The sequence below is a fragment of the Arthrobacter monumenti genome (genome assembly GCF_054511255.1).
The window spans coordinates 162,450-182,083 of sequence record NZ_JBTNCY010000005.1 but is presented as its reverse complement, the minus strand read 5'-3'; the positions used below and the strand labels follow the sequence as shown (position 1 = coordinate 182,083).

Sequence of the window (19,634 nt, the reverse complement as noted above, 5' to 3'; positions counted from 1 at the left end):
CCGCGATAGGCATTGAGATGTTTAAGATACATGCCGATGCGGAGTAGATGTTGTTACCGGAAACGGTGGTCGGCGGGAGCGAGCCGCGGGCCGAAGGACGGTTTGCGGAAGCCGCTGAGCACCAGCATTCGGACGAAGCGTTGCCGGTGTCCGCGCCAGGGCTCGAGCAACTCCAACATGCCGTCGTCGTCGACCGGTTTACCCGCTAGCGCCCAGCCGATGTAAGCGGCAAGATGGAAGTCTCCGACCGAGACGGAGTCCGGACAACCGTGCGTGCGTTGGGTTGTTTCCGCCGCCGTCCACGGCCCAATGCCGGGAATGGAGCACAGCTTCGAGGTGAGTTCGCCGCCGGTGGGCAACGCGCGCAGCCGCTCAAGACCGGAAGCGGCGGCGCAGGCACGCAGGATGGTGGCCGAGCGTTTCGAATCCACACCAGCCCGGTGCCAGTCCCAGGAGGGGACGCGGCGGAACTGTTCCGGTGTGGGCGTCACGCGCATGTGGGCTGGCGCGGGTCCTGGTGCCGGATCACCGAACTTGCCCACCAGGTAGCGCCAGGCACGCCGTGCTTCGATGGTGGTGATCTTCTGTTCCAGGATGACGGGGACAAGCGCATCGATCATCCGCCCGGTGCTGGGCAGGCGCAGCTCATGGTTCCGGCGTCGGGCCTCTCTGACCCGATGCGGGAGACTGGCCAGAAACTCCGGATCGTCGAAGCCGGACCAGTCGTCAGCTTCTCCCAATAGCGCGGGCACGCCATCGAGCGCCAACTGTGCGCCGGGGCCCCAGGCCGAAGCTGAGACTGGCCCGTCAGTATGTCGTTGCACCAGCCGCAGCGTTGCCGCGCCTTCCGCCGTCGAAAAAGCCAGCCACGCGACGCCGTCCTTTATACAGACCGAAGGATCCATGGTGCCGCGCTGCAGGATCCCGAGTGTGGCGGCCATGGAATACGGACCGCCCGGTTCCCATACTGTTCCCGGTACGTCGCCGTCGGCCAGTCCTTGAAGGGAACCGGTTGATCCGGAGGCGGTGAGGGTCATGCATCCATCCTCGCATGGGCGGCGTAACAATTGCTTTGGTTCTTGTCGGTGCCGCCGCGTAACTTTGTAGCTATGAAGTACGCCGACTCCGTAGTGGACCTCGTGGGCAACACCCCGCTGGTCAAGCTCAATAAAGTGACCGAAGGTATTGCCGCCACCGTCCTGGTGAAGCTGGAGTACATGAACCCGGGCGGGTCCATCAAGGACCGGATCGCGACGAAGATCATCGACGCCGCCGAGGCCGAAGGCAAACTCAAGCCCGGCGGCACGATCGTCGAGCCGACGTCGGGCAATACCGGCGTCGGGCTGGCCATGGTGGCGCAGCAGCGCGGGTACAAGTGCATCTTTGTTTGCCCGGACAAGGTCGGCGAGGACAAGCGCAACGTGCTGGCCGCTTATGGTGCGGAGGTGGTCGTGACCAAGACGTCCGTTCCGCCGGAAAGCCCGGAGTCCTACTACGGCGTCTCCGACCGGCTGGTGCGCGAGATCGACGGCGCGTACAAGCCGGACCAGTTCTCCAATCCGAACGGCCCGCTGAGCCACTACGAGTCAACCGGTCCTGAAATCTGGCGCGACACCGAGGGCAAGCTGACCCATCTGGTTGCCGGCGTCGGCACGGGTGGAACGATCTCCGGAACGGGGCGGTACCTCAAGGAAATTTCCGCCGACCGTGCTTCCGGACCGGTGCGGATCATCGGCGCGGACCCCGAAGGCTCCGTGTACTCGGGAGGCACCGGACGGCCCTACTTCGTCGAGGGTGTCGGGGAGGACATGTGGCCGGACGCGTACGACCCCGCGGTTCCCGATGAGGTTATCGCCGTCGACGATGCCGAGAGTTTCGCAATGACCCGCCGGCTCGCCCGGGAAGAGGGGATGCTCGTGGGCGGCTCCAGCGGCATGGCCGTCGCCGTCGGGCTCCGGGTCGCCAAAAAACTAACCGCCGACGACGTCGTCGTGATCGTGCTGCCGGACAGCGGCCGTGGGTATTTGGGCAAGATCTTCAGCGATAAATGGATGCGTTCCTACGGGTTCCTCAGCGCCGAAGAAGGCCCCACGGTGATGGATGTCTTCAGCGCCAAGTCCGCCGAAATCCCACAGCTGGTGCATGTGCGCCCGGACGATTCGGTGGCGGACGCCATCGCTCTGCTGGGCCGCTACGGTGTCTCGCAGTTGCCGGTACTCTCTCACGAACCGCCCGTGCTGATGGGCGAGGTTCTCGGAAGTGTGGACGAACGGTCCCTCGGTGAGGCGCTGTTCACCGGGGATGCCACACCGTCTGCCCTCGTCGGTGACCACATGGCGGCATTGCTGCCGGTGATTGGCGCCAATGAGCCCGTCCAGGATGCGCGCGGGGAATTGCAGCAGACCGATGCGCTGATGGTTACGTCCGATGGCGCTCCGGTGGGAATCATCACCCGCCAGGACCTACTGTCGTATTTGAACCGCTAGCAGAAGGAGTTTCCATGAGCCAGGCAAACAGCCAAGGTTTCAATACCCGCGCCATCCACGCCGGGCAGGAACCGGATTCCATCACGGGCGCCGTTGTCCCGCCGGTCTACCAGACCTCGACCTTCGCCCAGGACGGCATCGGTAAACTGCGCAACGGCTACGAATACGGCCGCGGTACCAATCCGACACGGGATTCCCTGCAGGAACAGCTGGCCGCGCTCGAAGGTGGAAAGCACGCGCTCTCCTTCTCCTCAGGCCTGGCCGCCGAGGATGCACTCATCCGCGGCCTGCTGGCTCCCGGCGACCACATCGTGCTCGGCAACGACGCGTACGGGGGAACCCACAGGCTCATCGACCGGGTGCTGAAAGCCTGGGGAGTCACGAACGCCACCGCGGACATGGCCGACGACGCATCCGTGGATGCCGCCATTGCGAAGGGCAAAACGAAGTTCATCTGGGTCGAGACGCCGTCGAACCCGATGATGAAGATCACCGATATCGCCGCACTCGCCGAGAAGGCCCACTCCATCGGTGCCTGGCTCGTGGTGGACAACACTTTCGCTTCGCCATACCTGCAGACCCCGCTGGAACTCGGGGCCGACGTCGTCGTGCATTCAACGACCAAATACATTGGCGGGCATTCAGATGTGGTGGGCGGCGCCGTCGTCATGAACGACGACGATATCGCCGAAAAGGTCGGTTTCATCCAGTTTGCGGTCGGCGCGGTATCTGCTCCGATGGACGGCTGGCTGACCACCCGCGGGCTGAAAACGCTCGGGGTGCGGATGGACCGGCACAGCGCCAACGCCCAGCAGATTGCCGAATGGCTGCTCAAACAGGACGCCGTGGAAAACGTCTACTACCCGGGACTGCCGGACCACCCCGGACACGAGCTTGCCGCGCGGCAGATGAAGTCGTTCGGCGGAATGATTTCCGTGACGTTCAAGGGCGGAGAGGCTGCTGCCCGCAAGGTGGCCGAAGCGACACGCGTGTTCACCTTGGCCGAGAGCCTGGGCGGCATCGAATCGCTGATGAACTACCCGTCGGAGATGACGCACGCTTCCGTTAAAGGCACCGAGCTGGCTGTCCCGGAGAACCTGCTGCGGCTCTCGGTCGGGATCGAGGATGTCGAGGACCAGATCGCCGACCTGGACCAGGCAATCTCCGCGCTGTAAGACCATGGCACGCGGACTGGCGGATATCGGAGCGGAGGGCATCCTCCTGCTCGGCGCGGGCCGGGCGATCCTGCTCCAGATTGCCAATCCGGCGGTCGGTCACGGTGTGGCGGAGCACAGCAATTTCGCCGGCCGCCCGCTGGACCGTCTGCGGACAACCCTGACGTATGTCTACGCCGTGGTGTATGGAACTCCCGAGCAGCTCAGAGCCGTCCGGCGGCAGGTCAACCGGGCGCACGTACCGGTGCGGCGCGAAGCGGGAGCTGAAAAAGCGGGCTACTCGGCGTTCGATCCGCAGCTGCAGTTGTGGGTGGTCGCCACGCTCTACGACACCGCGGTTCAGGTGCACGACAAGATCTATGGCGTCCTTGACGAGGAATCCGCCGACCGGGTCTACCGGGATTATGCGGAGGTCGGCACAGCCCTGCAGCTTCCAGCCGATCTGTGGCCGGAGGACCGCGCCGCCTTCGCTGCGTATTGGAACGAGCAGATCGCGGCGCTGGAAACGGATGAGCTGACAAGACGCGTAGCGAGGGATCTTCTGCACCCGGAAGGTGTCCCGCTGTGGCTGCGGGCCGGTATGCCGCTGGCCCAGTTGGTCACCGCAGGACTGCTGCCGGCAAATGTGCGGAACTCGTTCGAGCTCCCATGGAACACCGCACGTCAACGCCGCTTCGACCGCACGATGCGGCTCTGCTCAGTGCTGTATCCACGGCTGCCCCGCGTCCTCCGCCACGGGCTGCGGAATTACTACCTGCGGCAGCTCGACGTCTCCTAGTCGAACCGGCTACGCCCGGGGAGCGATGGTTCCGTGCCGGCTTTCGTCGTCACTGCCCGATTGTCCGGACAAGGTCACCGAGGCGAAGCTCGCCATCGGCGCGCCATGGCCAGGGGCCGCCACCGGTGATGTCCACGTTGCGGAACACCATGGGATAGCTGCGCTCGGCGTTCATGTCTGCCGGGGAGTCCTGCACCTGCAGGTGCAGGTGCGGCCCGCTCGAATTGCCGTTGTTCCCGACCGCGGCGAGCGGCTGCCCGCTCCGCACGAGGTCCCCGGCCTGGACCGTGACGCTGCCCTGCTTGAGGTGGGCCATTACGACGTAACGATCGCCCCCGATGTCCACCACCACGACGTTGGATCGCGGGCCGATGGTACCGACCGGTTCATCGGCGTAGTGATCAATCACGGCCACGATCCGTCCGTCGGCCGGCGCCAGTAGGGGTTCCCCGAAGCCCGCGTAGTCGGTCAGCGGGTCATCGCTTCCTCCGGTGTGAGTGCGCCCGTTGGTGCCAAACTGCGCAAAGTCGACGGCGTTTGTCTCGCCCAAGGTATGGCCGGTGAGCAGGACGCTGCGGCCGCCGTTGTATACGTACCACTCGCCGACCAGTGGCGAGTCGAGTACGACCGCTTCGGAGGGCGGGACCGATGACTGGACGAGTTGGAGAGCGAGGAAGCCCGAGAACAGGGCCACGGCTACGTTGGTTGCCACCTGGACGGGCCGCCGCGGGATGAGCGCCAACACCGCGAGCAGGACGAGGCTAGCGGCGAAGACCCAGAACAGGGCGTCGAACTGGGCGGCGTTCAACGAGTGGCTCGTTCGTGCGTGGTGTATGCCGCCGGCGGCGATGACCCCACCGAGCAGCCCGCAGCACAGCCAGGTGTTCAGGCACTGAACCAGATGGGGCCGCACCTGACGGCGGAACGGGTGGCGGAGCAATCCCGGCTCGACCCATCCGCGCCGCGCGGCCCACGCCCGCGACGCCGTCAAGGTAAGGGGCAGGAAAATACACACGGCCGCCAGTCCGTAGAGCCACGCCCCATTGTCTTTGTAGAGGTAGGCGAAGGCCACCAATGCCAAGAGCGTCATGACGAGGCTGCGCTTCGTGACGGCGAGGGTGCGTTCACGCACCGCATCCCCTGCGGATTCCCGGAGTGCCAGCGGCAGGACGATCAGCGTTCCGGCGATCATCACGAGCGTAGACGTGTCCAGATCGGAGTATCCCAGCCAGAACAAGACGAAGGCCACCGCCATGAGCGTAGCCAGCCCGAGATTGCGCGGCGAGAGCCTGACCGACCGCCAGGTTGCCTCCTCGTCGGAGTCCGTGCTGAAGGCCAGCAGTAGACCAAACGGGATCAAGCCAACCGGTCCCAGGAAGAGCACCGCGGCAACAAGCGCGGGCACGGCAAGGACAAACAGGACCAGTTTTCGCCGATCCCTGTATTCCCGGGGCGGTGCCGAAAGCGCTTGCTCAGCGGAATCGAGGGGTTGTGGGACGGCGATGTGGGCCATTGGGGATTCACCTCTATGGCTTCAGTCTGTGGCTCACCATGTTCATGCGCTAGGGCACGAGGTCCCGCTTCCTCACGGTTACGCGCGGGGAGCGACGGTTCCGTGCCGGCTCTCGTCGTCGTAGTTGAACACTTCCTTGCCGCCAATCCAGACCTTCATCGCCCTCTGCATCACGTCGAGCGGGTCGCCGCTCCAGAGCACCACGTCGGCGTCCTTGCCTTCGCTGAGGGAGCCCACCCGGTCCGCAACACCCATGACCTTGGCCGGGTTAATGGTGATGGACTCAAGCGCGGTCCGCCGGTCCAGCCCCTCCTTGATGGCGAGGGTCGCCTGATGGACCAGGAAGTGGATGGGGATCACCGGATGGTCGGTAATGATGGAAATTTCGACGCCGGCAGCGGCCAGTTTGCCCGGGTTCAGCAGCGAACGCTGCCGCAGCTCCACTTTCGAACGCGCAGTGAACAAGGGCCCGATCAGCACCGGAACACCCTTCTCGGCAATGACATCGGCCAGGACATGTGCCTCCGTGCCGTGATCGAGCACCAGCTCGTAGCCGAACTCGTCGGCCATCCGCAGCGCCGTCGCAATATCGTCCGCGCGGTGCGCATGCTGGCGCCACGGGATTTCCCGGTTCAGCACCATGGCCAGCGCTTCCAGCTTGAGATCGCGTCCGTTCTTGTCCGCCTTGCCCATGTAGTTCTGCGCGTCGACGAAGGCCTGGCGCATCACCATCGCGGTGCCCAGCCGGGTGGATGGCGTCTTTTTCTTCTCGCCGTAAATCCGCTTCGGGTTCTCGCCCAGGGCGGCCTTGAGACCGCTGGGGGAGCGGAGCACCATTTCGTCGACATAGCGGCCGTGCGTGTGCAGGGCGACGCAGAGCCCGCCGACCGGATTACCGGAGCCCGGATTCACATTGACGGCGGTAATGCCGCCGGAGAGCGCGTCGTCGAAGCCCATCTCGTGCGGGTTGATCGCATCCAGCGCGCGGACGGCGGCCATGATGGGATCGGTCATCTCGTTCGTGTCGTCGCCCTCCTTGCCCTCAGCCTCCTCATGGACGCCGAGGTGGGTATGCGCATCGATGAAGCCTGGCAGCAGCCACTTTCCCCCGGCGTCCAGCACCTCTGCACTGCGCGGAACTTTCACCTTGGGACCCAGAGCGGCGATCTTTCCCTCTTTGATCAGCACCGTTCCGTCAAAGGGATCGCCTTCGATCGGGACAACGTGGGCATTGGTGATTGCGAAGCTCATGAATAGCTGCCTTTCGGTCTTTCGATGGGTGGTTCCAACATACTCCTTGGCCTGCGCGGCTAGGATGAATCCATGCCCAGACCTATAGCCCTGATCACCGGCGTCGGCCGCACGGTCGGAATCGCCGCAGGTATCTCCCGCAAACTCGCCGCCGACGGCTGGGACCTGGCGCTGACCTACTGGGCCGGTTATGACGAGCGCATGCCGTGGGGCAGCTCTGGCGCCTTTGCCGACGACGGCGGCACCGGCAACATCTCCGGCGGCGACGGCACCGGCAACACTTCGGACGACGACGACGACGACGACGACGGCGGGCCGGCGGACGTTCGTACGCCGGACATGGTGGAACTAACGTCGGAGCTCGAAGCTATGGGCGCGCAGGTCTTCTCCGTGCAGGCGGACTTCGAGCAGCCCGACGCCGTTCCGCGGCTCGTCGCGGCCGTGCTCGCCGGGATTGGACCATTTAGCGCCGTCGTGCTGTCCCACTGCGAAAGCGTTGACTCCGGCATCCTGGACACCACATTGGAGAGCTTCGACCGGCATTTTGCGGTGAACGTGCGGGCCAATTGGCAGCTGATTGCGGAGTTCGCGCGCCAGCTTCCGGGCGACGACGGCCGTATCGTTGCGCTGACGAGCGACCACACCGTCCACAATCTGCCCTACGGTTCAAGCAAGGGCGCGCTGGACCGGATCGTCATCGCCGCGGCGCGGGAGCTGGGGCATTTGGGCATAACCTCCAACGCCGTCAACCCCGGCCCGATCGACACGGGCTGGATGGACACCGGGCTGCGTGAACAGTTGACCCTGCTGCAGCCGACGGGCCGGTTGGGAACCCCTGCCGACACGGCTGATCTGGTTGGGTTCCTGCTGTCGCCCGACGGGAAATGGATTTCCGGACAGTTGCTCAAGAGCGACGGCGGCTTCTCGGTCTAACGCAACTCGCCATAGGGAAGCGGCTCATCGAGCGAGTTACCCGGACCCGGCAGGGGGCAAGCCCATTTTTCGTTATAGGCACAGGACGGGTTGTAGGCAAAGTTAAGGTCAACGATGATGCTCCCGGGTTTACTTCCTTCGCCGAGATGGGCACCCTTAGCGGTATCCAGTAGATAGCGGCCGCCGCCGTAGGTGCCTTCAGGCGTCCCGGCCAAGCCATCGCGAAGCGGCAGGAACAGTCCACCGCCGTAGGATGCAAGCCGCCACAGAGCCAAGGTGCCGACGCCGCCGAGTTCGACCGTGCCGATTCGTTCGAACGGAACGACGCCGTCAGTGCCCGTAGGAATTTCGCGCATCTCCGCTGACGCACTTTCCCGGATGACGCACTCGAAACGCGCATCCGGGTTATACGGAGCCACATTCAGCCCAGTGAATCTGGACTTAGCTGCGTCGCTCAGAGGTGAGGCCGGATGTGTGCGGAATAGTTCATCGCGTTCTTGCCACCAGTATGCGTGGGCGCGGGTTGGTTCCGAGCTGGCGATGGCACGAACCTGGCGGTAAAGAGCGAACACGCGGTTCCGCCAGTCTGCAATGTATAGGACGGTGCTCGCGGATGCCATGGTGCCAGCCTAGTGGTCCCCTTGCGTCGTGGTTTGCCCGTTATGTAACGGCAGCAGTGCAAAATAGTGTCATGACCAGTTCTGCCGGCCCGCGGCTGCTCGCCATTTGCCGGGTGCACCAGCTCGAACCGATCGGCGGCGCTCCCGGTGTCACAGCGATCGACAAACGCGCGGCCGAGGGACCGGTCAAGGTTCACCGGCTCGGGCTGTTCGCCGATGTGCAGGCTGACCGGAAGCACCACGGCGGTGTGGACAAGGCGCTGTACGCGTATTCGCAGGAGGATGCGGAGCATTGGGCGGCGAAACTGGGTCGCGAAGTCCCGCCGGGTCTGTTCGGCGAAAACCTCCGCACGCAGGGGATTGAAACCACCGGTGCGGTCATTGGAGAGCGATGGCGGATCGGTTCCAAGGTGGAAATCGAGGTCACGATGCCACGGGTCCCGTGCGTTAATTTCGCCACGCACATGGCAGAGCCGCAGTGGGTAAAGCGGTTCGCCGAGGAGGGGCTGGTAGGCGCCTACTTCCGGGTTCTGAAGACGGGCACCATCGAAGCGGGCGACGCTGTCGAGGTGCTGTACCGGCCCACCCACGGCGTTACCTCCGGCCGCTGGTTTACCGAACGCAGTCCACGCGATGCCCAGGCCCTGCTCGGCTCGGCCGCAGCCGGCGAGTTCAAGATGGCGGACTCCCTGCGCAGCTATGTGGACAAGGCCCTGAACCGCACGGCTTCTACGACTATCAGCTGAATTGAGTTGATGTTCGGCTGAGGAGTAAAACAGTGGCGGGCAGCGCTCGAATTGCTCGAATCCGGCAAATCTTACTCCTGGGCCGAACAAGATCCGGTCCGTTGGGCACCTGGCACCTGTGCCGAACAAGATCCGGTCCGTTGGGCACCTGGCACCTGTGCCGAACAAGATCCGGTCCGCTGGCCACTTAGCACCTGTGCCGAACCTCACGAGGCTGCCAGCCGCCCTGAGGTTCACCGGCTGAGAACCGTAAGGTAGACTGGAAACATCCCCCACACCGGTATTCCCTTTTTATTCTGCCCAGATGTTTGCACTGGGACAGGTTCGTTGTGTTGGGGCCCGCAGCAGCGGGCATTTTCATATGGGAGCGCCGGCGAGAAGAAAACGTCACACGTGCCTGCCGGGAGTGCAGCCCAGAAGTTGTGATGCGAGGCCTTGCCAGGGATTGAAACAGGCCGGGTTTCTTCGTCCAGCGGCGCACTTGCCGCGATGCCTTCAACCCATATGAATGAGGTAACTCTTGCCCAGCAACTACGACGACGTCGAGCCCACCACCGAAGCTCCGTCGCCTGAAGCTACATCCACCGAAACCGAAGAGCCCGAGGTGCGTTTCGCCGATCTCGGCATCGACGCCCGCGTCCTCGCAGCGCTGTCCGACGTCGGCTATGAAAAGCCGTCGCCCATCCAGGCAGCCACCATTCCGGCACTGCTGGAAGGCCGCGACGTCGTCGGCCTGGCCCAGACCGGTACCGGTAAAACCGCAGCATTCGCGGTTCCCGCACTGTCCCGGATGGCCGACCTGCCGCCGTCGAAGGCCACGCAGATTCTGGTGCTGGCTCCGACCCGTGAACTGGCCCTGCAGGTTGCCGAGGCCTTCTCCTCGTACGCCGCGCATCTGGAAAACTTCACCGTGCTGCCCGTTTACGGCGGCTCGGCCTACGGCCCCCAGCTGGCCGGCCTGCGCCGCGGCGCCCAGGTCGTCGTCGGTACCCCCGGCCGCGTTATCGACCACATCAACAAGGGCTCGCTCGACCTGTCCGAGCTGCAGTACCTGGTCCTCGATGAGGCCGACGAAATGCTGCGGATGGGCTTCGCCGAAGACGTGGAGCAGATCCTCTCCGGGACCCCGGACGACAAGCAGGTGGCGCTCTTCTCGGCCACGATGCCGTCGCAGATCCGCCGGATCTCGAAGAAGTACTTGAACAACCCCGCCGAGATCACGGTAAAGTCCAAGACCACCACCGGCGCCAACACCCGCCAGCGCTACCTGCAGGTCATGGGCCCGCACAAGCTTGATGCCCTGACCCGCATTCTTGAGGTCGAAGAATACGGCGGCGTGCTGACCTTCGTGCGCACCAAGGTGGCAACCGAAGACCTGGCCGACAAGCTCCGGTCCCGCGGACACCGCGCCGCAGCCATCAACGGCGACATTCCGCAGCAGCAGCGCGAGCGCACCATTGAGGCGCTGCGTGACGGCAAGATCGACATCCTCGTCGCCACCGACGTCGCCGCCCGCGGTCTTGACGTCGAGCGCATCTCCCTGGTCGTTAACTACGACATCCCCCACGACACCGAGTCCTACGTGCACCGGATCGGCCGCACCGGCCGCGCGGGCCGCACGGGTGATGCCATCCTGTTCATGACTCCGCGGGAGAAGTACCTGCTGCGCGCCATTGAAAAGGCAACCCGCCAGCCGGTCGAGCAGATGCACCTTCCCAGTGCGGATAAGGTCAACGAGCTGCGCCAGGGCAAGTTTGCCGAGCGCATCACCGAAACGCTCTCCAGCGAGGACGTTGCCCAGTTCCGTGATTTGATCTCCAACTACGAGGACGATCATGACGTCCCGGCTGCCGAGATCGCCGCTGCGCTGGCGTTCATGGCCCAGGGCGGCGAGCCGCTCTTCGTCAAGGAGTTGCCGAAGGTTCCCGAGCACCAGAAGAAGGACCGCTCCAAGGACGGCTTCGGCTCCCGCGGACCGACCCGCACCCTGACCGAGGGCAACGCCACCTACCGGATCGCCGTCGGACGCCGCCAGCGCGTGATGCCCGGTTCCATCGTCGGCGCCATCGCCAACGAGGGTGGCCTGACCTCCGGCCAGATCGGCGGGATCGACATCCGTTCCGACCACACCTTGGTGGAGCTTCCCGCAGAGTTGTCCAAGGACCAGTGGCGTGCGCTTTCCAAGACCCGCATTGGCGGCGAGCTTATCCACCTCGAGCTGGATAAGGGACGCCGTCCCAGCAGCGGCGGTGCCCCGGCCCGCGGCGGTTTCAAGAAGAGCGGCGGCGACCGCAGCTTGAATAAGAACGAAGGCGCCGGATTCAAGAAGGACTTCAAGAAGAAGTACGACGGCGACCGCTCGTTCAACAAGAATCACGACGGCGACAGCGGCGCCTCGAAGTTCGCCAGCGCAGGTAAAGGCGAGCGCAAGCCCCGGCACGGCAAGAAGTACTAAGCTCCTCCGAATTCCGTCCTGATCCGCGGCATGATGCGGATCAGCGGATTTCGTTTCTGCGGGGATTAACTGGTAAAGTTTTTCCTCGTTGCCCCCCTAGCTCAGTGGTAGAGCGCGTTCTTGGTAAGAACGAGGTCACCGGATCGATTCCGGTGGGGGGCTCGCAATGGGAGCCCGCGTCAGAACGGTTTTTGACCGGTCTACGCGGGCATTCTCATTTATGGCGGTGTAGCTCAGTTGGTTAGAGCGCACGACTCATAATCGTGAGGTCGGGAGATCGAGCCTCCCCACCGCTACCACTCGAATGCCTCTGGAATCCGCAAGGGTTCCGGGGGCATTTTCCATGTCAGCGTCGGTCGACAAATTAGAAGCTCAGCTTGCTTAGTATCTCCTGGCTTCCTAAAATGGATAGCGAAAGGTCATTCCTGACATCCACGCTCTATTGCAAGGAGGAAGCATGGCTGAACACGATATTTCCGGTAAGAAGGTCGCATTTCTGTTGACCGACGGCGTCGAGCAGGTGGAGCTCACGAAGCCTTGGGACGCGGTGAAGCAGGCCGGGGGACAGCCCGTGCTGGTATCGCCGAAGAGCGGCAGCATCAAGGGGTTCAACCACACCGATCCAGGAGATGACTTCCCGGTCGATGTCAGCGTCGCGGAGGCGAAGGCCGATGACTATGACGCGCTCGTGCTCCCCGGCGGTGTATTCAATGCGGATCAGATCCGTGTCGATAAGGACTCGCAGGACTTCACCCGCTCGTTCTTCTCCAGCCAGAAACCTGTAGCGGTGATTTGCCATGGTCCCTGGATCATGATCGACGCCGGAGTGGTCAGCGGCCGCAAGATGACTTCCTACCACACGCTGGCAGCCGACCTGAAGAATGCGGGCGCCGAGTGGATCGACAAGGAAGTTGTGGTTGATGCAGGACTGGTCAGCAGCCGTAACCCGGATGACCTGCCCGCCTTCTGCTCCAAACTGGTGGAAGAAGTGGCCGAAGGAAAGCACTCGAAACAAACTGTCTAATTTGCGTTGACGCTCCGTGTGGAGTGTTCTCCAGCCAGCAATGCGCCGGTAACGTTAATCGTTGCCGGCGCATTCATTTGAGGGGAGCCGTGAAAGCAAACAGCCCGTACCTGGTCCGAGGTGTCTCGTGGACGCCGCGCGGCCCTGTACTCGGCTTGTCCGGAGCTGACTCCACCTCCGAAGAGTTCCATTTGGAGGCCGGAACCGAACTCCGCTTCCAGGTCTTGACGACGCCGGGTGTGCGGCATTGCCTCGGTTACAGCACTGTCGAGGGTCCAACCTCCCGGAAGCAGTTCGGCTGCGTGGATTATAGCCATGCCGAGCGTGGGTTCCAATGCGGAAGGTGCTTTTCCCGCGACGACTTCCGGTTCCTGCACGACATCCACCGCAGCGGCATCGCCCCTCCTGGAATGCAGGCCTACGTCGACCAGGAGCATTGGCTTTACGTTGCCACGTTCGCCGACGGCGCTTCGAAAGTGGGAACGGCTTCCCACCGCAGTAAGTTCAGCAGGCTCGCTGAACAGGGCGCCGTCGTCGCAAGCTATGTTGGCTGGGCCGAAGACGGCCGGATCATTCGCCGTTTGGAGGATGCTGTTACGGATCATCTCGGTCTCAGCCAGGCTGTCCGGTCGGCGGCCAAGCTGGCGGCTCTCGCAAATCCGCTTCCACCCAAGGAGGTGGACCGGATCAACAGGGCCAAAGCTGCGCAGGTGCGGTCCATGCTCGACGGTGGCAGTGGGCTATCAGGCTCGCACTCAGTTTCTGAACAATGGCACCGGCCCGAAGCGGCGAAGGCAGTGTGTGAAGCGGGACCGGGCGTCCTGTACCCATACGAACTGGGTGAGGGCCGGCACGGGTTGCGGATCAGCGCCGCGCACGGCAGCTACGTGCGGGCCGGCATTGACGACTCCGATGTGGAATTTTTGGCCGACCTGTCGCGGCTGAAGGGAAAGCGCATCGAGTTTGGGCGGTACAGCTCTGAGGTACCCGCCGTGCAGGAGTCCCTCTTCTAGCAAATACCATGGAAACCATGCTGAATAACCCATGGGACACCGGATCGCCGAAGTACCGCCTCTTTGTAGTCCTGGGACTGGCGTTCACCGGTACCGGCATCCTCTGTTCCATCATCGGGATCACAACCGAAAACGGGTTCCTGACCTGGACGGCCCTTCCGCTGCTGGGAATCGGGTTCATTTGCTACGTGGCCAGCATCTTCTTCCGCCGCCCAGGGAAGCGCCGATAGCCTGCAGGTACTTGTAGGCTGGATGCAGACTCAACCTACATGCCTACAGAATGAGGAGTTCCATGGCCATCGATCCTGATTTGGCCGGCCGCAGCTACCCGGCCGGGGAGCCGTATCTTGTTGGGCGGGAAAAGATCCGGGAATTCGCCCGTGCAGTCAAGGCCACCAATACGGCCCACTACGACGTCGATGCGGCCCAGGAGCTTGGCTACCGGGATTTGGTGGCGCCGCCGACGTTCGCGATCATCGTTTCCCAGCGCGCTGATGCACAGCTGATCGAGGATGACAGCGCCGGAATCGACTTCACGCGGGTTGTGCATGCGGATCAGCGGTTCACGCACCATCATCCGATTGTGGCCGGTGACGAGCTGGTTGCCGAACTGCACGTCGATTCGGTCCGGGCAATGGGCGCCGGCGCCATGGTTACCACGCGGGCGGAAATTTCCACCGTCGAGGGCGAGAAAGTCGCCACCACCAAGTCTTCGATCATCGTGCGGGGGGAAGAGCAGTGAGCGTTTCGCTGGAGCAACTCGAAGTCGGTCAGCAGATCGGTACGACAACCATTGAGGTCACACGCGCGGACCTGATCCGCTACGCCGGCGCGTCCGGAGATTTCAACCCCATCCATTGGAATGAGCGGTTCGCCAGGTCTGTGGAACTGCCCGGCGTGATCGCGCACGGCATGTTCACCATGGGTGCGGCGGTCCAGCTGGTGGTCGACTGGGCCGGTGACCCTGCCGCCGTCGTGGATTATCAAACCCGTTTCACGAAGCCTGTTCCCGTCGAAGACCTGGATGAGGGTCCGGGTGCGGAAATCGAAGTCACTGGCGTGCTGGGCGCCATTGATGCCAACAATTCGACTGCCAGGGTCGACTTGACGGTCACGTCGGCAGGTCAAAAGGTGTTGGTCAAGGCGCAGGCGGTCGTTCGGCTTTGGTGACATCCACGGTTAATCTGGCGGAGCTGACGACGACGGCGGTCGGCGGCCCGGCCCGCAAATACGTCAAGGCGCATACCGAGCAGGAAATTGTTGACGCAGTTCGTGCGGCAGACGCCGCCGGAGAACGTCTGCTGATTGTCGGCGGTGGATCGAATCTCATCGTGTCCGACGACGGCTTTCCGGGCACGGTGCTCCAGATCGCCTCCGAAGGTTACACAATCAAGTCCAGGGATACGATGGCGGGGGTGTTCGTCGAAGTCCAGGCGGGCCATCCATGGGACGACTTTGTCCGTACCGCCGTGATGCATGCCTGGTCCGGCCTGGAAGCGTTGTCCGGCATTCCTGGACTGATGGGGGCATCACCTGTGCAGAATGTCGGCGCCTACGGCGCTGACGTTTCGCACACCATAGCGAGCATCCGGACCTGGGACCGGGAAAAGAACGCCATCAAGACTTTCGCCAATTCGGACCTCAAGTTTGAGTATCGGGATTCGCTGCTCAAGCGCACCACGGTGGACGGCTCGCCCCGGTATGTGGTCTTGACCGTCCAGTTCCAGCTGGCTCTGGGGCGGGGGAGCGCACCAATCCGGTATGCCGAACTCGCACGGGTGCTTGGGGTTGAGCCCGGGGAGCGTGCCAACGCATTGCAGACGCGCAAGGCAGTCCTCAAACTGCGTGCTTCCAAGGGCATGGTTCTCGATTCGGAGGACCGGGACACCTTCAGTACCGGGTCCTTCTTCACCAATCCCATTGTGGACCGCACAGTCGCCGACACGCTGCCGGCCGGCGCCCCCCGCTATCCGGTGGTGGCCGGCCTCGCAGAGGCCGACGACAGGGTCAAGCTCAGTGCCGCCTGGCTGATAGACCAGTCCGGCTTCGCCAAAGGATTCGGGCTGCCGGATGGCCCTGCCTCCCTGTCGACGAAGCATACGCTGGCTGTCACGAATCGGGGCGGGGCCAGCGCCCAGGACCTCCTGGACGTCGCGCGCACCGTACGCGACGGAGTCGAGGCGAAATTCGGCATCAAGCTGGTTCCCGAACCGCTGCTGATTGGCTGCACCCTATAACCCGTGCGAGGACCGCGGATCCCGGGTGTAGCCTTGCCTGGCATGTTCAACTGCGATCCGCGCCTCGATCAAGGCGCAACTGTCCAGCTGGGTGTCGACCAGTCCGCGGCTGCAGAGCCACTGGGCCAGCCTCGATGTCTGGCTGATCTGGGTACGCCTGTCGTTGCCGTCATGGAGCAGCCACGGTTCACGCAGAAAGTCTGCCAAGGCATGAACAAGGTCCTCGGCGATCATGATCCTGGAGCACGCGCCATCCAGCTCGTACGCCTGCTCCAGGCCGAGCAATTCAACCTTGGAACTCTCCAGGAAGCGGTGTCCCGTTGCCTCCAGGTACCGCCGCAATTGAGCATCGACCCGTCGATAGCGTGAACACGTGGCAGGTTGTTTGTTGAAGCAGCTGGTAGCCAGGAATCCGGTCAGTATCTCGTCAACTGTTGGGTTTTTCATAGCCCCCACAGTGCCAGCCGGCACCGACAGAAACTGAAGTAGTGAAGCCGGGGTGCTACAGGTTTCCGGTGGCGATACGGAGCATCCGGCGCAACGGCTCCGCGGCGCCCCACAGCAGCTGATCGCCGATGGTGAAGGCGCTGAGGTACTCAGGTCCCATTTCCATCTTGCGCAACCGGCCGACGGGTACGTCCATGGTCCCCGTGACGGCAACGGGCGTGAGCTGCTCCATGGTCGCTTCCTTGGTATTGGGAACGACCTTTGCCCATTCATTGTCCTGCTCGATGAGCTGTTCGATTTCCGCCAGCGGCAGGTCTTCAGTGAGCTTGATCGTCAGCGCCTGCGAATGTGAACGCATGGCTCCGATCCGGACGCACAACCCGTCGAAGGGAATCCTGGCGCCATCGGTGACATTGAGGCCGAGAATCTTGTTGGTCTCTGCGCCGGCCTTCCACTCTTCCTTGGACTGGCCATTGCCCAAGTCGGCATCGATCCACGGGATGGCCGAACCGGCCAAGGGGACACCGAAGTGTGAGGCGTCCATTTCCGGGTTCCGCTGCTGGGTAACAACGCCGCGGTCGATCTCCAGGATCGCGGAGGCCGGGTCAATGAGGTGGTTGGCAACGGCGCTGTGAAGCTCACCAAACTGGTTGATGAGTTCGCGCATATGCCGGGCACCGCCACCGGAGGCCGCCTGGTAGGTCATCGCCGTGGCCCACTCCACCAGACCGTTCTTGAACAGTCCACCCAGGCCCATCAGCATGCAGGATACCGTGCAGTTGCCGCCGATGAAGTCTTTTACCCCACGGGAGAGGCCGGCGTCGATAACATCCCTGTTGACCGGATCCAGCACAATGATGGAATCGTCATTCATCCGCAGCGTCGAAGCGGCGTCGATCCAGATGCCATCCCACCCTGCATCGCGCAGCTTCGGATATATCTCGGAGGTGTAGTCGCCACCCTGGGCAGTGACAATGATGGGCAACTTGGCGAGTGTCTCGACGTCGTAAGCATCCTGCAGCTTCCCGGCACCGGCTGCAAAGTCAGGAGCCTCCCCACCGGCATTCGAGGTGGAGAAGAAGACCGGATTGATCAGGTCGAAGTCACGCTCATCCTGCATGCGCTGCATCAGCACGGAGCCGACCATGCCGCGCCAGCCAATGAGGCCTACAGAAGGAGTTGAGCTGCCGGATACGAAGGAAGTCATACCTCCATTCTAGTTTTCCGGCGCAAATCGCCAATTTGATGACGACGACGTTCCGTTCCGGCCGGAGTCCATTCGGTCCGTGCCGATCACCATATAGTGCTCAAGGGCTCGAAACGTTGCATCGTTTCGTCAGCCGTAATGAGCGTGGCTCCTTTGACGAGAGGCCAAGGAATCCAAGTGCGCGTTTGGCCGGACGTTCAAGTTTGACCAGCTTGGCAACAGGGTGCCCCGAGCGGGCGATAATAACCTCGTCGCCACGTTCCACAAGTTGCAACAGCTCCGAGAAGCGGGTTTTGGCATCCTGGACGTTGTACTGTCCCATGTTGACCAACTCTAGTTGGTCAACCTCCGCTGTGAAAGGATCAGGGCGGAGGACTAGCGGTTATGCGGTTTGCTCAGGAGCCGTTTCGTGTCCAGGTTTCGATGCGGTAGCGCGCGTCCTTGCGGGATTGGTGCCAACCTTGTTCCGGATCGCTGGCAGTTAGTGTCCAGCCGTCCTTCAGGGCCGGGGCGAAGGTGTCGCCGGCTTCATCGACGTCGATGACAGTCACCGAAGCGGTGTCGGCTCTACCCAGCATGGATTCGAAGATTCCGGCACCGCCAATGACCCAGATCTCCTCGCCGCCCTCACTGGCCGCCGCGGCATCCAAAGCTGCCTCCATGCTCCCGACGGCGATGGCCCCGGCATCGGCCAGGGCCTGCCGCTGGTCCTGATTGCCGCTAATGACGATGTTCGCGCGGCCGGGCAGCGGACGGAACTGCGCAGGAAAGGATTCCCAGGTCCGCCGGCCCATAATGACCGGGTGGCCCCTCGTCGTCGAGGTGAAGTGAGCCATGTCCTCGGGGACATCCCACGGCATGGTGCCATCGCGGCCGATAACTCCATCCGGTGTCTGGCCCCAGATCATGCCGATCATACGGCGACCGGCGCTTTGATGGTCGGGTGGTGCTGATAGTTCACGATGTCGAAATCCTCGTATTCGTAATCGAAGATCGAAGCCGGCTTCCGTCCGAGTTGCAGCTGCGGATAGGGATAGGCGTCCCGCGTCAACTGTTCGGTCACCTGGCTCATATGGTCGTCATAGATGTGGCAGTCTCCGCCGGTCCAGATGAATTCGCCGGGCTCAAGGCCGGTCTGCTGCGCGACCATTCTGGTCAACAGTGCATAGCTGGCAATGTTGAATGGCACTCCGAGGAACAGGTCCGCGCTGCGTTGATAGAGCTGGCAGGAGAGCTTCCCATCCGCCACATAGAACTGGAACATTACGTGGCATGGCGGCAGCGCCATGTTGTGCAGCTCGGATACGTTCCAAGCGGACACAATGTGCCGGCGTGAATCCGGATTCGTTTTCAGTCCCTCGACAACCTGGGCAATCTGGTCGATGTGGCCGCCGTCGGGCGTCGGCCACGAGCGCCACTGGACGCCATAGATCGGGCCGAGATCGCCGTCGTCACCTGCCCACTCATTCCAGATCTTGACCCCGCGCTCCTGCAACCACTTCGCGTTCGAGTCGCCGCGCAGGAACCACAACAGTTCGAGGGCGAGGGACTTGAAGTGCACCCGCTTGGTGGTGATAAGCGGGAAACTGTTGCTCAGATCGAAGCGAAGCTGACGGCCGAAAACGCTGCGGGTGCCGGTGCCGGTCCGGTCGGATTTGGACGTGCCGTTGGCCAGCACGTCGCGGAGGAGGTCTTCATACGGGGTCTCAATGCTCACTCGTCCATCCTATCCACCGAGTCATCGACGAG

The 19,634-nt window shown here is 63.1% G+C and carries 21 protein-coding genes and 2 tRNA genes; 14 read left to right on the top strand and 9 right to left on the bottom strand.

Going from position 1 to position 19,634, the window contains the following annotated elements; genetic code table 11:
- Positions 1 to 53: 53 nt before the first annotated feature.
- Positions 54 to 1,037, bottom strand: coding sequence for a DNA-3-methyladenine glycosylase family protein (locus ACX80B_RS09220; RefSeq protein ID WP_459295329.1), 984 nt, complete (start codon positions 1,035 to 1,037; stop codon positions 54 to 56).
- Between the two features lie 72 nt (positions 1,038 to 1,109).
- On the opposite strand from ACX80B_RS09220, the gene ACX80B_RS09215 reads away from it, so the two are divergent.
- From ACX80B_RS09215 to ACX80B_RS09205, 3 genes are read left to right on the top strand one after another with little or no spacing between them, the layout of a single operon-like run.
- Positions 1,110 to 2,486, top strand: coding sequence for a cystathionine beta-synthase (locus ACX80B_RS09215; RefSeq protein ID WP_459295327.1), 1,377 nt, complete (start codon positions 1,110 to 1,112; stop codon positions 2,484 to 2,486).
- Positions 2,487 to 2,500: 14 nt separating this feature from the next.
- Positions 2,501 to 3,661 carry a cystathionine gamma-synthase gene (locus tag ACX80B_RS09210; protein WP_459295325.1) on the top strand — a complete coding sequence of 387 codons (1,161 nt, stop codon included), beginning with the start codon at positions 2,501 to 2,503 and terminating at the stop codon, positions 3,659 to 3,661.
- A 4-nt stretch (positions 3,662 to 3,665) separates the two neighbouring features.
- Positions 3,666 to 4,439 (top strand): oxygenase MpaB family protein, encoded by a 774-nt coding sequence (locus tag ACX80B_RS09205; RefSeq protein ID WP_459295324.1) that lies wholly within the window; start codon positions 3,666 to 3,668, stop codon positions 4,437 to 4,439.
- Between the two features lie 49 nt (positions 4,440 to 4,488).
- On the opposite strand, the gene ACX80B_RS09200 is transcribed toward ACX80B_RS09205, so the two are convergent.
- Together ACX80B_RS09200 and ACX80B_RS09195 are read right to left on the bottom strand one after the other, a co-directional pair.
- Entirely contained in the window at positions 4,489 to 5,952 is a 1,464-nt protein-coding gene (locus ACX80B_RS09200; protein ID WP_459295322.1) for a M23 family metallopeptidase, read from the bottom strand.
- Between the two features lie 78 nt (positions 5,953 to 6,030).
- A complete protein-coding gene (locus tag ACX80B_RS09195) occupies positions 6,031 to 7,203 on the bottom strand; it encodes an amidohydrolase (protein WP_459295320.1) in 1,173 nt (390 codons plus the stop codon).
- 72 nt (positions 7,204 to 7,275) lie between these two features.
- Between ACX80B_RS09195 and ACX80B_RS09190 the strand changes: the two genes are divergently transcribed.
- Positions 7,276 to 8,136: an SDR family oxidoreductase gene (locus ACX80B_RS09190; protein ID WP_459295318.1), complete on the top strand. Its 861-nt coding sequence runs from the start codon at positions 7,276 to 7,278 to the stop codon at positions 8,134 to 8,136.
- Here ACX80B_RS09190 and ACX80B_RS09185 read toward each other — a convergent pair.
- Positions 8,133 to 8,756: a DUF1684 domain-containing protein gene (locus ACX80B_RS09185; RefSeq protein WP_459295316.1), complete on the bottom strand. Its 624-nt coding sequence runs from the start codon at positions 8,754 to 8,756 to the stop codon at positions 8,133 to 8,135. The genes ACX80B_RS09190 and ACX80B_RS09185 overlap by 4 nt on opposite strands.
- Before the next feature lie 71 nt (positions 8,757 to 8,827).
- Here ACX80B_RS09185 and ACX80B_RS09180 point away from each other — a divergent pair, with 71 nt between their 5' ends.
- From ACX80B_RS09180 to ACX80B_RS09135, 10 genes are all read left to right on the top strand, one after another.
- On the top strand, positions 8,828 to 9,502 hold the full coding sequence (locus ACX80B_RS09180) for an MOSC domain-containing protein (protein ID WP_459295315.1): 675 nt from the start codon (positions 8,828 to 8,830) through the stop codon (positions 9,500 to 9,502).
- Between the two features lie 520 nt (positions 9,503 to 10,022).
- The gene (locus tag ACX80B_RS09175; RefSeq protein WP_459295313.1) at positions 10,023 to 11,957 is read left to right on the top strand and encodes a DEAD/DEAH box helicase; all 1,935 of its coding nucleotides are present in this window, start codon (positions 10,023 to 10,025) and stop codon (positions 11,955 to 11,957) included.
- 90 nt (positions 11,958 to 12,047) lie between these two features.
- A tRNA-Thr gene (locus tag ACX80B_RS09170) sits at positions 12,048 to 12,119 on the top strand.
- Positions 12,120 to 12,179: 60 nt separating this feature from the next.
- A tRNA-Met gene (locus ACX80B_RS09165) sits at positions 12,180 to 12,256 on the top strand.
- 158 nt (positions 12,257 to 12,414) lie between these two features.
- The gene (locus tag ACX80B_RS09160; RefSeq protein ID WP_459295311.1) at positions 12,415 to 12,981 is read left to right on the top strand and encodes a type 1 glutamine amidotransferase domain-containing protein; all 567 of its coding nucleotides are present in this window, start codon (positions 12,415 to 12,417) and stop codon (positions 12,979 to 12,981) included.
- An 89-nt stretch (positions 12,982 to 13,070) separates the two neighbouring features.
- Positions 13,071 to 13,994 (top strand): DUF2797 domain-containing protein, encoded by a 924-nt coding sequence (locus ACX80B_RS09155; RefSeq protein WP_459295309.1) that lies wholly within the window; start codon positions 13,071 to 13,073, stop codon positions 13,992 to 13,994.
- A 17-nt stretch (positions 13,995 to 14,011) separates the two neighbouring features.
- A complete protein-coding gene (locus ACX80B_RS09150) occupies positions 14,012 to 14,224 on the top strand; it encodes a hypothetical protein (protein ID WP_459295307.1) in 213 nt (70 codons plus the stop codon).
- A gap of 62 nt (positions 14,225 to 14,286) precedes the next feature.
- Positions 14,287 to 14,736, top strand: a complete 450-nt coding sequence (locus ACX80B_RS09145) for an FAS1-like dehydratase domain-containing protein (RefSeq protein ID WP_459295305.1) — start codon at positions 14,287 to 14,289, stop codon at positions 14,734 to 14,736.
- Complete coding sequence (locus tag ACX80B_RS09140; protein ID WP_459295304.1) at positions 14,733 to 15,164, top strand: MaoC family dehydratase; 432 nt, start codon at positions 14,733 to 14,735, stop codon at positions 15,162 to 15,164. Before ACX80B_RS09145 ends, ACX80B_RS09140 begins: the two co-directional genes overlap by 4 nt.
- Positions 15,161 to 16,231: a UDP-N-acetylmuramate dehydrogenase gene (locus ACX80B_RS09135; RefSeq protein WP_459295302.1), complete on the top strand. Its 1,071-nt coding sequence runs from the start codon at positions 15,161 to 15,163 to the stop codon at positions 16,229 to 16,231. The genes ACX80B_RS09140 and ACX80B_RS09135 overlap by 4 nt, the downstream gene beginning before the upstream one ends.
- Here the strand turns inward: ACX80B_RS09135 and ACX80B_RS09130 are convergent.
- The 5 genes from ACX80B_RS09130 to ACX80B_RS09110 form a co-directional block, all read right to left on the bottom strand.
- Complete coding sequence (locus ACX80B_RS09130) at positions 16,226 to 16,678, bottom strand: hypothetical protein (protein WP_459295300.1); 453 nt, start codon at positions 16,676 to 16,678, stop codon at positions 16,226 to 16,228. The genes ACX80B_RS09135 and ACX80B_RS09130 overlap by 6 nt on opposite strands.
- A gap of 55 nt (positions 16,679 to 16,733) precedes the next feature.
- Positions 16,734 to 17,885, bottom strand: a complete 1,152-nt coding sequence (asd, locus tag ACX80B_RS09125; protein WP_459295298.1) for an aspartate-semialdehyde dehydrogenase — start codon at positions 17,883 to 17,885, stop codon at positions 16,734 to 16,736.
- A gap of 100 nt (positions 17,886 to 17,985) precedes the next feature.
- Positions 17,986 to 18,207 carry a type II toxin-antitoxin system Phd/YefM family antitoxin gene (locus ACX80B_RS09120; RefSeq protein ID WP_459295296.1) on the bottom strand — a complete coding sequence of 74 codons (222 nt, stop codon included), beginning with the start codon at positions 18,205 to 18,207 and terminating at the stop codon, positions 17,986 to 17,988.
- A gap of 73 nt (positions 18,208 to 18,280) precedes the next feature.
- Positions 18,281 to 18,802 (bottom strand): dihydrofolate reductase, encoded by a 522-nt coding sequence (locus ACX80B_RS09115; RefSeq protein WP_459295294.1) that lies wholly within the window; start codon positions 18,800 to 18,802, stop codon positions 18,281 to 18,283.
- On the bottom strand, positions 18,799 to 19,602 hold the full coding sequence (locus ACX80B_RS09110) for a thymidylate synthase (protein WP_459295292.1): 804 nt from the start codon (positions 19,600 to 19,602) through the stop codon (positions 18,799 to 18,801). The genes ACX80B_RS09115 and ACX80B_RS09110 overlap by 4 nt, the downstream gene beginning before the upstream one ends.
- Positions 19,603 to 19,634 lie beyond the last annotated feature (32 nt).